This is a genomic window from Kribbella sp. NPDC056861 (genome assembly GCF_040687575.1).
Taxonomy (GTDB): domain Bacteria; phylum Actinomycetota; class Actinomycetes; order Propionibacteriales; family Kribbellaceae; genus Kribbella.
The window spans coordinates 1-14,490 of record NZ_JBFBNQ010000009.1; the positions used below are offsets into that span (position 1 = coordinate 1).

Annotated in this window: 9 protein-coding genes; 5 read left to right on the plus strand and 4 right to left on the minus strand. The window is 69.8% G+C overall.

Translation table 11 applies throughout. The features are described 5' to 3' along the window. Nucleotides 1–119 precede the first annotated feature (119 nt). Together treY and treZ are read left to right on the plus strand one after the other, a co-directional pair. Nucleotides 120–2,525 (plus strand): malto-oligosyltrehalose synthase, encoded by a 2,406-nt coding sequence (gene treY / locus AB0P21_RS36900; protein WP_363703324.1) that lies wholly within the window; start codon nucleotides 120–122, stop codon nucleotides 2,523–2,525. Between the two features lie 4 nt (nucleotides 2,526–2,529). Continuing rightward, nucleotides 2,530–4,248, plus strand: a complete 1,719-nt coding sequence (gene treZ / locus AB0P21_RS36905) for a malto-oligosyltrehalose trehalohydrolase (RefSeq protein WP_363703326.1) — start codon at nucleotides 2,530–2,532, stop codon at nucleotides 4,246–4,248. A gap of 388 nt (nucleotides 4,249–4,636) precedes the next feature. Here treZ and AB0P21_RS36910 read toward each other — a convergent pair whose 3' ends face one another. From AB0P21_RS36910 to AB0P21_RS36925, 4 genes are read right to left on the minus strand one after another with little or no spacing between them, the layout of a single operon-like run. Continuing rightward, nucleotides 4,637–6,307: a right-handed parallel beta-helix repeat-containing protein gene (locus AB0P21_RS36910; RefSeq protein ID WP_363703328.1), complete on the minus strand. Its 1,671-nt coding sequence runs from the start codon at nucleotides 6,305–6,307 to the stop codon at nucleotides 4,637–4,639. After that, entirely contained in the window at nucleotides 6,307–6,954 is a 648-nt protein-coding gene (locus AB0P21_RS36915; RefSeq protein WP_363703330.1) for a helix-turn-helix transcriptional regulator, read from the minus strand. The genes AB0P21_RS36910 and AB0P21_RS36915 overlap by 1 nt, the downstream gene beginning before the upstream one ends. Then, a complete protein-coding gene (locus AB0P21_RS36920) occupies nucleotides 6,951–8,222 on the minus strand; it encodes a type VII secretion protein EccE (protein ID WP_363703332.1) in 1,272 nt (423 codons plus the stop codon). The genes AB0P21_RS36915 and AB0P21_RS36920 overlap by 4 nt, the downstream gene beginning before the upstream one ends. Then, nucleotides 8,219–9,958 carry an AfsR/SARP family transcriptional regulator gene (locus AB0P21_RS36925; protein ID WP_363703334.1) on the minus strand — a complete coding sequence of 580 codons (1,740 nt, stop codon included), beginning with the start codon at nucleotides 9,956–9,958 and terminating at the stop codon, nucleotides 8,219–8,221. The genes AB0P21_RS36920 and AB0P21_RS36925 overlap by 4 nt, the downstream gene beginning before the upstream one ends. 53 nt (nucleotides 9,959–10,011) lie before the next feature. Between AB0P21_RS36925 and AB0P21_RS36930 the strand changes: the two genes are divergently transcribed. From AB0P21_RS36930 to AB0P21_RS36940, 3 genes are read left to right on the plus strand one after another with little or no spacing between them, the layout of a single operon-like run. Beyond that, nucleotides 10,012–10,686 carry a response regulator transcription factor gene (locus tag AB0P21_RS36930; RefSeq protein ID WP_363703336.1) on the plus strand — a complete coding sequence of 225 codons (675 nt, stop codon included), beginning with the start codon at nucleotides 10,012–10,014 and terminating at the stop codon, nucleotides 10,684–10,686. Further along, the gene (locus AB0P21_RS36935; RefSeq protein ID WP_363703338.1) at nucleotides 10,683–11,942 is read left to right on the plus strand and encodes a HAMP domain-containing sensor histidine kinase; all 1,260 of its coding nucleotides are present in this window, start codon (nucleotides 10,683–10,685) and stop codon (nucleotides 11,940–11,942) included. Before AB0P21_RS36930 ends, AB0P21_RS36935 begins: the two co-directional genes overlap by 4 nt. Nucleotides 11,943–11,994: 52 nt before the next feature. Further along, complete coding sequence (locus AB0P21_RS36940; RefSeq protein WP_363703340.1) at nucleotides 11,995–14,436, plus strand: fibronectin type III domain-containing protein; 2,442 nt, start codon at nucleotides 11,995–11,997, stop codon at nucleotides 14,434–14,436. Nucleotides 14,437–14,490: the final 54 nt, after the last annotated feature.

Below are 14,490 nucleotides of genomic sequence, written 5' to 3' on the forward strand. Positions count from 1 at the left end.
GTGGTGGACACCATCCGCCCGACCGGCCGGGTCAACGAGGACGAGCACCCGGCCGGCAGCACCGTCCGGGTCGAAGCCCACGGCATGTTCGTCCTGACCAGGCCGCGACAGGCAGCACAGTGACGGCGATCCCGCAGGCTACCTATCGGCTGCAGGTCCATGCCGACTTCGGCTTCGACGCGGCGGCGGAGGTCGTCACCTACCTGCACGGCCTCGGGATCTCGCACGTCTACCTGTCACCGATCCTGCAGGCCGCACCCGGTTCCATGCACGGGTACGACGTGGTCGATCACAGCAGGTTGTCCGAGCCGGCCGGTGGGCGTCCTGCGTTCGACCGGCTGTCGACTCGGCTGGCCGACCACCGGATGGGGGCGATCGCGGACGTAGTACCGAATCATGTGGCGGTGCCGACGCCCGCACGGCTCAACGCCGCCCTCTGGTCGGTACTACGCGACGGCCCCGGCTCGCCGTACGCGGAGTGGTTCGATGTCGACTGGGGCTCGGGCAACCAGCCGCTGTTGATGGCGGTGCTCGGCCAGCGGATCGGCAAGGTGCTCGCCGACGGGGAGCTGTCGGTCGACGGCGACGTACTCCGGTACTACGACCACGAGTTCCCACTGCGTCCCGGCACCGAGAACCTGCCGATTGCCGAGCTGGTGACCGAGCAGTGGTACCGCCTGGCGCATTGGCGGGTCGCCGACGAGGAGCTGAACTACCGGCGTTTCTTCGACGTCGACACCCTGGCTGCTGTTCGAGTGGAGAACCAGGAGGTCTTCGAGGCGACCCACGAGCTGCTGTTCTCTCTGCTGCACGAGGGGAAGCTCAACGGCTTCCGGATCGATCACCCGGACGGCCTGGCCGACCCGCGGGGCTACCTGCGTCGCCTGGCCGAGCGCACGGGCGGCGCGTGGGTGGTGGTCGAGAAGATCCTCGAAGGCGACGAGGAGCTGCCGAGCGACTGGCCCTGCGCGGGCACCACCGGGTACGACGCACTCCTGCGGGTCGGTGGGCTCTTCGTCGACCCGGCCGGCGCAGCGCCGCTGTCTGCTTTCCACTCGGAGCTCACCGGCGAGCCGGCCGACTTCGCGCCCGTGGTGGAGCAGGCGAAGCGTGAGGTGGTCAAGCACGGCCAGTACGCCGAGGTGCACCGTCTCGTGGAGCTACTGGCTCGCATCTGCCAGGACGACGTGCGGCTGCGCGACCACACCCGCCGAGCCTTCCACCTGGTGGTTGTCGAGCTGCTGGTGAACTTCGACCGGTACCGGGCGTACGTAGTACCGGGGGAGCAGCCTGACCCGACTGCTGTCCGGGCGCTGGAGCACGCGACCGAGAAGGCTCGGCGCAACCTGGACGAGGACCAGCAGGAGACGCTGGAGCTGGTCCGTGACCTCCTGCTCGGCCGCGAGGCCGGTACTGCGAGCCGGATCGACGAGCACGCACGGCAAGAGCTGATCGTGCGGTTCCAGCAGACGTGTGGGCCGGTGATGGCGAAGGGGATCGAGGACACCGCCTTCTACCGCTGGTTCCGGCTCACGTCGCTGAACGAGGTCGGTGGGGACCCGGAGCACTTCGGGGTCTCGCCGGAGGAGTTCCACGCGTTCTCGGCCCGGCTGAACGATCGCTGGCCGCGGACGATGACCACGCTGTCCACGCATGACACCAAGCGGTCCGAGGACGTTCGGGCCCGGCTCGGGGTGTTGTCGGAGCAGCCGGCGGCTTGGACCGCGGCTGTTCGGTCGTGGCGCTCGATGGCCGAGCAGCACCGCGACTCGGAGCTGGACGGCTCCGCGGAGTACCTGGTCTGGCAGACGCTCTTCGGGACCTGGGACAACGGGCCGATCGCCGAGGACCGGTTGCAGGCCTATCTGCTGAAGTCGGTGCGGGAGGCCAAGCGGCGTACGACGTGGACCTCGGCGGACTCCGACTACGAGGAGCTGGTGGCGTCGTTCATCAGTGGCGTGCTCGGGGATCAGGCCGTGCTGGCTGCGATCGGCGAGTTTGCCGATGGGCAAGCGCAGTACATCCGGGCGGCGACGCTCGGGCAGAAGCTGGTGCAGCTGACGATGCCCGGTGTCCCTGACGTCTACCAGGGCACCGAGCTGGTAGACCTGTCGCTGGTGGACCCCGACAACCGTCGGCCGGTCGACTACGGGCAGCGGATCGAGCGGTTGGCGCATCTGGATGCGGGTGCCCGGCCGCGCGGTTTGGCGGAGGAGAAGCTGCTGGTGACGTCGAAGGCGCTGCGGCTGCGTCGACAGAACCCGGAGGCCTTCGTCGGGAGCTACAAGCCGCTGCCGACGTCCAGTGGACATGCGGTCGCCTTCGGCCGGGGTGACTCGGTGGTGACGATCGCGACCCGGTTGCCGGTCGCTCTGTACCGCTTGGGTGGCTGGGGCGACAGCACCGTCGTACTGCCCGAGGGGGACTGGAAGGACGTGTTGACCGGTCGCTCGGTGGGTAGTGGAGCGGCTCGGATCCATGACCTGCTGGACGAACTGCCAGTGGCACTACTCACTAGGAGCTGATGGGTTGCACACCTTCACTGTCTGGGCCCCTGCTGCATCTACTGTTTCGCTCGTTCTGGATGAGTCGCTGGAGATGGAGAAGGGCGACGGTGGGTGGTGGTCGCTGGAGGTGGCTTCGGCCGGGCATGGGACGTCCTATGCCTTCTCTGTCGACGGCAGCGACCCGATGCCCGACCCGCGGAGCCCCTGGCAGCCGGACGGGGTCCATGGACCCAGCCGGGTCTTCGACGCTTCTGCCTTTGAGTGGGCCGATGCAGGCTGGGCTGGGCGCGACGTACGGGGTGCTGTCTTCTACGAGCTTCACCTGGGGACGTTCACGCCCGAGGGGACGCTGGAGGCAGCTGCCGGGCACCTGGATTACCTTGTGGCGTTGGGGGTTGAGGTCGTCTCGCTGATGCCGGTGGCGGCCTTCCCCGGGCGGCACGGCTGGGGGTACGACGGTGTCGACCTCTACGCGGTGCACGAGCCGTACGGCGGACCCGCCGAGCTGCAGCGGTTTGTGGATCGCTGTCACGCGGTCGGGCTGGCCGTGTGTCTCGACGTGGTCTACAACCACCTTGGGCCGAGCGGGAACTACCTGGATTCGTTCGGGCCTTATTTCACGACGAAGCACACGACGCCGTGGGGTCCGGCGGTCAACCTGGACGACGAGGGGTCGGCTGAGGTTCGGCGGTGGATCTGCGACAACGCGTTGCGGTGGTTCGGAGAGTTCCACCTCGACGCGTTGCGGTTGGATGCGGTCCATGCGCTGGTTGACGACAGCCCGCAGCATTTGCTGGCACAGCTCGCTTCGGAGACTGCCGCTTTGTCTGCCGAGGTAGGCCGGCCGCTGGGGTTGGTGGCCGAGTCGGACCTCAACGACCCGCGCATGGTCGAGCCGGTGGCCGAGGGCGGGCTCGGGATGACCGCGCAGTGGAGCGACGACTTCCACCATGCGCTGCACACTTTGCTGACCGGCGAGCGAGCCGGGTACTACGTGGACTTCGGCGACCCGGCCGTCTTCGCCAAGACCCTGACCCAGGTGTTCCTGCACGACGGCTCGTACTCGACCTTCCGCGGGAAGGACTGGGGGCGGCCGGTGGATCGGGACCGGCACAGCGGCTGGGAGTTCCTCGCCTACACCTCGAACCACGATCAGGTCGGCAACCGCGCGCTCGGTGACCGGCCGGCGTTGACGCCTGGCCAGTTGGCGATCGGGGCGGCGCTGGTGCTCAGTTCGCCGTACACGCCGATGCTGTTCATGGGTGAGGAGTGGGGCGCCTCGACGCCGTGGCGCTACTTCACCGACCACACCGAGCCTGACCTGGCCGAGGCGGTCCGGGCCGGGCGGCGACGGGAGTTCGCGTCGTACGGGTGGGACGCGGAGGAGATCCCCGACCCGCAGGACCCGGAGACCTGGCGCAGCTCGGTGCTCGACTGGACCGAGGTCGACGCCGCGCCGCATGCCGAGCTGCTCCGCTGGTACCGCGACCTGCTCGCCCTGCGGGCCCGCACCGACGACCTGCGCAGCGGCGACCTGACCTCTGTGGACGTCACGTACGCCGACTCCTGGCTGGCCGTCCGGCGGGGGTCGTTGCGGGTGATCGTGAACCTCGACGACACCGAGGTGACCGTCCCGCTGACCGACGTACCGGGGTACCAGGTGATGGCCTTCGGTGACGCCGCGATCGTCACGGACGGTGTGCGTTTGGCAGGACATACCGTCGGCATTTACGCGAACTGAAACAATTTTCCGTGTCCGAATGGCGTAGGTAGTTCAAGAATCGCTTGTATTCGCCCCGGTCGGTGACGGACTGTAGAGAAGGTCAGCAGGGGCCGTAACCGGGGGGACGACCGGGAGGACACCTATGACTGTCGGAGGCGTTGACACCTACTACGACTACGAAGAGAAGCAGTGGAAGAGCAGGAGGCTAGGTGGCGGCCCGATCCGCCGCGGCCCGGTCTGCCCGGCCCCACGCTCCTCTGACTCATCACTAGCCGACCGCCGCCCCCGAGACCACCGCTCAGCCAAGGACACCAAAGTCCCCAGCTGACCACAGGGAGCCCGCCCGGGAGCAACGCCGGCCCCCGGGCGCCCAAGGGCCGCTGACAGAGGTTGTGAGTGGGACGTGTCAGCTGGTGGCTGCGGTGACGTCTTCGGGGGAGAGGTGGCGTAGTTCGTCGGTGGTGGGCAGGCGGCCTAGTTTGCGCAGGCGCTGGGACTGGGCCTTGCGGATGGCTTCGACCAGGCGGCGGGCTTCTCGGGCGTTGCCGAAGTTGGCGCCAGTGGCTGTGCGGTCGAAGTAGGCGGTCAGGGACGGGGCTGCCGCCGGGTCGAGGAGGTAGTCGCCTGAGGTGACCATGCGGGTGGTGATCAGCAGGAGTTCTTCGGCGGAGTAGTTCTCGAAGTCGATCGTCTTGGAGAAGCGGGAGGCCAGGCCGGGGTTGGCGTCCAGGAAGTCGTTCATCTCGCCGGTGTAGCCGGCCACGATGATGGCGATGTCGTCGCGGTGGTCCTCCATCAGTTTGACCAGGGCGTCGATCGCCTCCTGCCCGAAGTCGCCGCCTGAGCCGGCCGAGCGGGACAGCGTGTAGGCCTCGTCGATGAACAGCACGCCGCCGAGTGACTTCTCGAAGACCTGCGCGGTCTTCTCCGCGGTGTGGCCGATGTACTGCCCGACCAGGTCCCGGCGCGAGACCTCGGTGAAGCTGCCGTGCGGGAGCACGCCCAACGCCTTCAGGAGTTTGCCGTAGAGGCGCGCCACCGTCGTCTTACCGGTACCGGGCGCGCCCGCGAAGATCAGGTGGTGGCTCACACCGCCGATGCTCAGCCCAGCCGTACGCCGCCACTCGTTGACCTGGATCTCGTCGACCAGCGCGTGCACCTCGGACTTCACCCCGGGCAGACCGACCATCTCGTCCAGGTCGCCGAGCAGATCGTCCAGCGGGCCGCCGACCTCGGCCGGGCGGGCCGCGGCGCGTTCGATCACCTCGACCGTCGCGCCGGCCGCGATCGCCATCGCCGGCTGGCCGGTGTTGTCGCTGCGGCAGCCTTCGAGGGTTCCGCCGCAGCCGGGCGAGAAGGTGAACGCCGACCCGCGGGTGTCATGGACGCTCACCCGCCGGACGATCGGCGTACTGCCGTGCGCGACCCCGACCCCCTCGGCGCCGGTGGACGAGATCTCCGTGTCGGTCAGCTCGGGGCGGCTGTACTGGTACACGTAGACACCACGCCCGCCGCACGAGCTGATCGTGCAGCCGCGGATCAGCGGATCGGAGCCCAAGGCAACGACTATCCCGTCACCGGAGATCTCGGAGACCTCGGTGTCGAGGATCCGCCCGCTCGCGCCCTCGACCACGATGCCGGTCTCCGCGCCGCGGACCGTGCACCGGTCAATGGTGAAGGCGTTGCTCGCGTGCACCGAGATCGCCGGCCGGGTCCGGCTGCGGACCGTGCACTGCTCGATGGTCAGCACGGTTCGGTCGACCGACACCGCGAGGCTGTCACCAGCCCGTACGTCGAGCCCGCGCAGCGTCAGCTCGCCGTCGACGGCCCGCAACGTCGGCCACTCGGCTCCCTCACCATCCAGTACTACGGTCGCCCCCGCCTCGGCCTGCAACGTGATCGACCGGCCGTTGAGCTCGAGCGTCTCGGCGTACGTGCCGGCCGCGATCGCGACGGCAGCCCCGTCCGGCGCATCCAGCAGCGCGGCGCCGATCGTCGGGTAAGCACCGGGCCGATCAGCGGCGACCGTGAGCACCCGGCCGGTCCTCAGTGGGCCGGGCGGCAACGGACCAGGCATCAGCTCGCCCGGTCGAGCAGCCAGCCACGGTCGGCGGCCTTGACGCCGGCCTGGAAGCGACTGCGCGCACCCAGCCGGTTCATGATCTGCGCGACCATCCGGCGCACCGTCCGGACCGAGATCCCCAACTGGGCGGCAGCGAATTCGTCGGTCGCCCCCAGCGCCAGCAGCCGCAGCATCTCCTGCTCGCGCAGCGAGAGATCGGTGCCGACCGGGATGTCGCAGTCGGCCAGCGGTACGGCGTCGGGCCAGACCCGCTCGAACAGCTCCGTCGCAGTGGTCACCACGCTGTGCAGGCGCAGTACTGCGACGCTGCCGTTGGCCGTGTCGGCCGGGAGGACCGCGATCGAGTTGTCGATGATCAGCGCGTTCATCGGCACCAGCGGGACGGTACGGACGGCTACACCCGCCAGGGACATCGCCCCGAGGTGCCGGCACAGCGTCGGCGCGGTACGGGCCGTGTCGGGGTAGATCGCGCGGTACCGGATGCCCGGGCGCACGTCACGCGGGCCGAAGGCCGGGCCGCTCGGGGTCAGGGTGCTCATCGCGATCACCGAGTCCTGGGCGTCGGCCAGCAGTCCGGCGATGCCGTCCTGGGCGGGGACCTGGTGGAAGCCGGTGGGACGGCTCAGCAGAGTGACAGTCATGAGAAGGGGACCCCCAGAGGTAGCGTGGCGGCGACACCGGTGGTGTGCCGCCCGTCGAGGCGTTCCGGCTCCACTCCGAACGAGCGGGCCAGCGTGGTCAGGACGGTGATGGCTGTGTCGAGCGTCGCCGCGTGGGCGGCGGCGATGCGGAGTACGGCGTCGTGGAGCGCGGGTTCGTGGGTCTCGGCGGGTGCCGTGACGGTGACGGCCAAGGTCTGCGCGCATCCGGTGCCGGTGCCGAGCAGCGTGTCGACCAGTGCCTGGGCAGTGGGCCGGGGCAGTTGGGCGAAGCCGTTGAGCCGGATGCAGACTTGCAGGACAGGTCCGGCGGCCCAGGTCGTCCAGCGTTCGCGGATCTGCCCCCGGCCGGCGTTGGCGTGCGCCAGTGCGCCGATCGACGCCAGCAGGTCGGACTCGTCGAGCGGCATGCAGTCGATCTGCTCCCGGTCGAACCGGCGTACCAGCCGGCGGACTGTGTTGGCCAGCACCTGGCTGAGCTGCTCGTCCGTGGCGATGTCCGGGGTTCGGGAGGCCGCCACTGCGACCCAAGCGCGCTGGGGCTGACTCTGCTTGGTGCCGGTGTGGACGACGAGCTGCACCGACACACCGACTGGCTGCTCGTCAGCGGAGTCGGCCAAGGAGCTCAAGCGCGGCAGTAGCTGGTGCTGCGCGTCGGAGCCGACTCGGAGCGCCACACTGGACCCTGCAGGCCTGCTGAGTACGCCGTACGGCTGCTCCCGGACGGTCAGCTCCTGAGCCGAGGTGCGGCCGCAGAACACGCTGACCAGGTTCATCGCCGGGTCGCCGGCCAGGTCGAGCCGGCGATGACGGAAGAGGAAGCCGAGCAGGATGCCGGCCCAGCGATACAGCCAGAGCCCACGGATGCGTACTGCGGTCAGGAGAATCAAGGAGACGGCTGCCAGCGCCGTGAGGATCAGTACCAGCCGGGAGCCGGCTGTAGCTGCGCCGACCGCCACCAGGGCGATCTGCCAGCAGACGATCTGTCCCACTCGGATCGCTCGCTCGGGGAGCTCTACCGGGTCGACCGTGGGTTCCTGCGTCACGGGCGGGTTCACCAAGTACGAGAGCTGAGCCGCAGCGACTGGAGCAGCTGCCGGTGCTGCCACCGGTGGCGCGGAGCGTTGCCGTAGTACTGCGGCGCGGGCGAGCGGAGTACCGACTGCAGTGGCCGTTGGTACTGCGGCCGGCGCGGGCGCGTACCCGACCTCCTGCCCGGGTGCGGGGGCCGCCGCGGCCGGGGGCCTCATGCGACCCTCGGGTTCTTGGGCGAGATGGCCACCAGCTCGTCGTCGGACGCGAAGGCCGCGTGGTCGCGGACCACGGGGTGTAGGGCGAAGCGGCCAGGCGCCGGCTCGGAGATGAGGTGCCGGTCAAGCAGTTCGTCGAGCATCGGCTCCACCTCCAGCTGGTCGGCATCGAGCAGTCGAGCGGCCCGGCGTACGTCGAACTGAGGGGTCAGACTCAGCAACCGGTACAACCGGCGCACCGGCGCCGGCAGACCGTCGTACGTCGTGTCGAACCGGGCGAGGGTCGCAGCCAACTCGCGAGCCCGCGCGGCCCGATCGTCCAACCGGCCCAGCAAGCGGGCCGCGGTCCACGGCTGCCGGTCACGCACCCGATCGGTCAGCTCCCGGATCGCTCCCGGGTGCCCGCCGCACCAGCGCAGAATCTCCTCGTCCGCCAGCCCGTCGGTCTCCCGATCGGTCAACGGCTGCAGACTGATCGCCAGGTCGCGATCCAGACCGGCCAGCCGATTCCTGCTGGTCGACAGCACCAGCGAACCAGGTGCATTGGGCAACAATTCTCGGACCTGAGCCACGTCCAGCACGTCATCGAGCAGCAGCAGGACCCGAGGCGCGATCTGACGCCACAGCGTCGCCAGCTCATCAGTTGCTACGGGCAACGGACCGCTGAAGCCGACCCGCCGGATCAACCGGCCCAGAGCTTCGGAGGTGGTCAGCTGCTCGCCGCTGCTCGCGCGCAAATCCAGGGAGAGCTGTCGTTCCAGCCCGACCGTCGCGGCGGCTTCAAGGGCGAAGGCGGTCTTGCCGATCCCCGGCATTCCGTCGACAGTCACCACAGCAACGCCAGTGGTCGCGGCCAAGCCGCGGATCGCGGCGAGTTCAGCCGCCCGGCCGACGAAGCCCGCGATCCGCGGGGGGAGGTCGGACTGGATGACCGTGGCTGGAGCTGTGGCGGGCTCCGCAGCCGCCGGAGCAGGGGCTTCCTCGTTGAGGATCTCCTGGTGGAGCATGGTCAGTTCGGCGCCGGGCTCGATGCCGAGCTCGCGGACCAAGGTGGTGCGGACCCGCTGGTACGCCGCGAGCGCGTCGTGCCGGCGGCCGGTGGCGCGGAGCGTGGACATCAGCTTGGTCCACGCGTGTTCGCGCAGCGGCTCTTCGTCGGTCAGCGCGCGGAGCAGCGCGATCGCGTCGGCAGGGCGGCCCAGGGCGAGGTTGGCGTCGGCCAGGTCTTCGCGCAACGAGCGGTGCAGCTCGGTCAGCCGGTCGACCGCGGTCGATGCGTCGGCGGTCAGGCCGTCGTACGGGCAACCGCGCCACAGGGTGAGAGCGCGATCCACCACAGCGGCAGCCTCGCCAGCGGCGTTGTCGGTGAGCAGCCGCCGGGCCTCGTCGGACAGCGCGGCCGCGACGTCGGCGTCCAGCTCACCGGGCAGCACGCTGACCCGGTACGCGCCTGGACGGCTCTCGATCCGCTCGTCCGGAAGCGCCCGGCGCAGCTGCCAGACGTAGGTCTTCAGGTTGCGCTGCGCCGACGCCGGCGGCTCGCTACCGGACCAGACCGCATCGATCAGCTGGTCGGTGCTGACCCAGGCGTTCCGGTGCAGCAGGAGCAGCGTCAGCATGGTGGCGGGCTTGCCGCCGCAGACGTCGATCGGGGTCCCGTCGGGTCCGTCGACCTCGAGCGGGCCCAGCACCCGGAACGCGATCCGGGCCGGAGTGTGCGCTGAGTGACCGTTCATGACACATACGATCCGTGTCGACGATGACATTTCGATGACACAGAGGACCCAGCGTGCGGGTATTGGTGGTAGAGGACGACGAGGACCTGCGGATCGCGGTTTCCGCCGGCCTGCGATCAGCCGCGCTCGCGGTCGACAGTGTCGGCGACATCGCGGCGGCCGACGAGGCGTTGTGGGTGAATTCGTACGACTGTGTGGTCTTCGACCGGATGCTTCCGGACGGCGATTCGATCGTCTACATTCGCAGTCGGCGGCAGGAGGGCTGGGCGGTCCCGGTGCTGTTCCTGACCGCCCGCGACAGCCTGGCCGACCGCGTCGACGGGTTCGAGCACGGCGGTGACGACTACCTGGTCAAACCGTTCGCGGTGGCCGAGTTGACCGCCCGCGTGCTCAGCCTGTGCCGCCGCGCCGGGACCGGCCGCCCGCCGGTACTCCGGTACGCCGACGTCGAGGTGGACACCGGCCGCCGGGAGGTCCGCCGGGCCGGCGTCCTGCTGACCCTTACTGCGAAGGAGTTCTCCGTGCTGGAGTACCTGATGGTCCGGCCGGAGCAGGCGGTCTCGCGGGCAGCGCTGATCGAGCACTGCTGGGACGCCGCGGCCGACCCGATGTCGAATGTCGTCGACGTGACCATTCGCCGGCTCCGCAACAAGCTGCGCCAGCCCGAACTGATCGAGGCGGTCCGCGGTCGCGGCTACCGGCTGACCACTGCCGGTGGTGCCGGATGAGGGGCCCGTCCGTCGAGCGGCTCCGGCGGCTGCGCTGGCGGCTGACCGCGATCTTCACCGTGATGAACTCGATCGGCCTGGTCGTGCTGGCCCCGCTGGTGATCATCCTCGACACCGACCGCCGTATCGATGCCACCGACAACAGTCTGCGGGTGGTCACCGCGCCGGTCCTGCGGCTGCTCACCGACACCGGCGCCATCAACGCCGACCGGGTGAACGGCGACACCCTGGCCAACGACTGCCCGCAGTTCGTCGTACTGGCCGGTGGGGCGACGCCGTTCGCCAAGATCGAGAGCCGCAAGAAGTGCGCGCCGATGGACGACGCCGAGCTCACCGCGATCGCCACCGACGCGGTGTCGAGCGGCCAGCGCCGGGTGGTCAACAGCACGGCCAGCAACGGCGACCAGGTCCGGGTGCTGGCCGAGCCCTTCCTCGCTGCCGGAGGCAACAAGTACGCGGGCGCAGTACTGGCCTGGACGGATCTCAAGCGGCAGAACAGCGAGCACAATCAGCTGGTTCTCGTTGTCCTGTTGAGCTGCGCCTTCCTGCTCGGCGCTGCTGCAGTCGCCGGCTACTGGCTCTCCGGCCGGGCGATCCGGCCCGCGATGGCGGCTCTCGAGCAACAGGAAGTTCTACTCGCCGAGACCGCCCACGACCTCCGTACGCCGGTAGCGGCCCTGCGCGCCTTGGCAGAGACCGCCGCCCAGGATCCGGCCCAACGCGCCGAGCTGCTGCCTCGTACCGTCCGGCTGGCCGGGCGAATGGGCGACATCATCGACGGCCTGCTCGTACGAGCCCGGCTGGCGGCCGGTGTCGAGCAGCTGACCATGCAGCCGGTCTGGCTCGACCAGCTGGTGGCCGGTGTCGTCGAGGACACCCCGGCCGGGGCGGCCCGCATCTCGGTGGTCACCGCGCCGACGAAGGTCCGGGCCGATCCCGTCCTGCTACAACGGGCCATCGGCAACCTTCTCGACAACGCCATGCGGCACGGCCGGGCGCCGGGCGCCGACCAGGCGATCGTCACCGTGACGGTCGCCGACGGCCGGGTGACGGTGGCCGACCAGGGGCCGGGCGTCGACCCGACGATCGGCGAGGACCTCTTCGAGCGGTTCAGCAGCGGTGGTGGGTCATCAGGGCTGGGACTGTCGATCGTCCGCTGGGTCGCGCTGTCCCACGGAGGCGACCTGAAGGTCTACAACGCCGACGAGGGCGGCGCCATCTTCGAGTTCCGGATCCCGGCGGTGCCCGAGCCCTAGCGGCTGGATCGGTTCTGGATCGGTACTGGACAGCCGGAGTTACCGTGAATGGGTGAACGCTGTCTCCGAGCTGATCGGTCGCCTCCGCCGTCGCGGCGGCACCGTCGGCGCGCGGGACCGGCGCGGCCGGGTGGCGCTCGCCGGCGTCGTCGCAGTGTGCGTGACGGTGACCGGGTTCGCCGTAACGGGGGCAGGCACTGCACCGGCCGGGATGAAGTTCGTCCAGTCGGGCCACCTGATCTACAACAGCACGCTGCGGACCGTCTTCCACCTGGACGGCGGCACGAAGAACATCGACGGGCGGGTGCCGGTGCCCGGCGCCGCTCCGGGCTCGCAGGTGGTACAGACGGACAAGAGCGGTTTCGTGCTGGCCGAGAACGGCACGATCGAGTTCGGCAAGTCGGATCTGCAGGTCGCCGACCCGTTGCCGGTACCGGCCGCTGGGCGTCCGGTGGGCCTGGAGGCCGCCGGGGCGGCGTACGCCGTCTATCGGCAGGCCGGGAAGATCCAGCGGTTCGGTGAGAAGCCGGCGGCGGCGTCGATCGACGGCGTGCTCGGTCAGCCGGTGGTGACCTCGACCGGGACGCTCTGGGTGAACCGGGTCGCCACTGGCGAGATCTGCCGGCTGCCGTTGCAGGCCGATCGCCTTGCCTGCGGTGCGAAACTCGCGGCGGGACACACCGGAGTGCTGACCTTGGTCGGTGATCAGCCGGTTGTGGTGGACCTGACCGCGAAGGAGCTGCGGGCCGTCGACGACGACGGTCTCGGGCGGGCGGCGACGTTCGCCCAGCTGGACGTCTCCCCGGCCACGCTGGTGGCGCCGAACGACCTCAGCGGCCGGGTCGCGATGATCAACCCGGACAAGGGCCTGCTGCAACTGGTGGACGCGGCATCGCTGACCAGCGGCCGGACCCCGGCGCCGCCGGTGGTCAAGAAGCTCCGGCCGGGCAAGTACGAGCAGCTCGCCTCCTCCGGTGACGGTCTGGCGTTGATCGACACCACCACCGACACGTTGATGACGCTGGATCGCAACGGCGACGAGCGCGCGCTGCGCAGGATCCCACCGCCGTCCGCACAGGCGAAGACCGGCCCGGAGGATCGGTCCGTGCTGTTCCGTGGCGGGGATTCCCGCCTGTACGTCGACAGCCGGGCCGGCGAGCACGTGATGGTGGTCGACCTCGACGGTGAGGTCACCGACGTCGACGTGTCCGGCCAGGTCGACAAGCGTGGCGGCCGGGTCACCCCGAAGCCGGTCGAGCCGCCGAAGAGCACGCCACCGCCGGTCGAGCCGCCGCCCAGCACGCCATCTGGCCGGCCAAGCAGCAAGCCGACCGAGCCGCCGGCCAGTACCGAGCCGCCGGAGCAGGGCCTACCGGAGCAGCCGACTGACCCAGCCACTGAGTCGACTGAGAGACCGTCAGCGCCGACGACCAAGAACCCGCCGCCGACCAAGAATCCGCGGCAGACCAAGCCGAGCGTGCCCGCTGCCAAGCCGAGCACGCCGCCGCCGACGAAGCCACCGGTGAAGCCGAGCACGCCGCCGACACAGCCCCCAACCACGAAGCCCCCGGCCAAGCCGAGCACACCGCCGCCAACAGTGCCCCCGCCGACGAAGCCGCCGGTTGTCGCCGGAAAGCCCGGTGCCCCGGGCGGCGTCACCGGCAGGGCCGGCGACGGCTCAGCCGTAGTCAGCTGGACCGCGGCCGCCCCCAACGGAGCGGCAATCACCTCGTACGTCGTCAGCTGGCCCGGTTCCAGCCTTACTACCAGCGGCTCCACCCGCACTGCCACGGTGACCGGCCTGACGAACGGCCAGTCGTACGTCTTCACAGTCCGGGCGGTGAACAGCGCAGGCAGCGGCGCAGGCGCCTCCACCGCACGGATCACACTTGCGGCCGCCCCCGGCCAGCCAGCCGGCCTCACCGCGACTGCAACCCCCGGAGCCGTGTCGTTGGCGTGGAACCGTCCAGCGCTCAACGGCGGAACCCTCCTGCACTACACCGTCACGCAGGGCGGCACGGTCAGGCAGACCTCGTCGACCAGCTACCAGTGGACCGGCCTGACCAACGGCCGCAGCTACACCTTCGAGGTACGAGCGGTGACCAGGACCCCCGACGGACGCCAGTTGACCAGCGCCGCCGCGACGAGGTCCGCTACGCCGCCGGCACCCAAGCCGCCGCCCGCGACACTCCAGATCAGTCACGGGGACTCGACCGACAAGACCGACTCCAACTGCCCGAAGGGCGAGTCCGGGTGCGCGTACATCCACCTGCGCGCCCGCAACCTGCAGCCGAACACGACCTACACCTTCCGCGCCTACGCCAGCGGGCGGGGCGAGATGCACAAGGGCGGGTACCAGCTGAGATCCGATGCCGACGGCACGATCGAGATGGACAAGTTCCACAACTCGGCAGTCGGTCAGGAGATTCACGTGACGATGGACGGCCCAGGTGGCCTGGTCACCTCGAACTACCTCACCTGGCCGGACAGCTGAGCCGGAAGAACAGGCAGAATCCGGGTGACTGGACCGGATTTGGACGCGGACTGT

Coding starts and splice junctions, on each gene's coding strand:
- AB0P21_RS36910 (WP_363703328.1), bottom strand. CDS start 6,307: ATGCCTGGTCCGTTGCCGCCCGGCCCACTGAGGACCGGCCGGGTGCTC.
- AB0P21_RS36915 (WP_363703330.1), bottom strand. CDS start 6,954: ATGACTGTCACTCTGCTGAGCCGTCCCACCGGCTTCCACCAGGTCCCC.
- AB0P21_RS36920 (WP_363703332.1), bottom strand. CDS start 8,222: ATGAGGCCCCCGGCCGCGGCGGCCCCCGCACCCGGGCAGGAGGTCGGG.
- AB0P21_RS36925 (WP_363703334.1), bottom strand. CDS start 9,958: ATGAACGGTCACTCAGCGCACACTCCGGCCCGGATCGCGTTCCGGGTG.
- AB0P21_RS36935 (WP_363703338.1), top strand. CDS start 10,683: ATGAGGGGCCCGTCCGTCGAGCGGCTCCGGCGGCTGCGCTGGCGGCTG.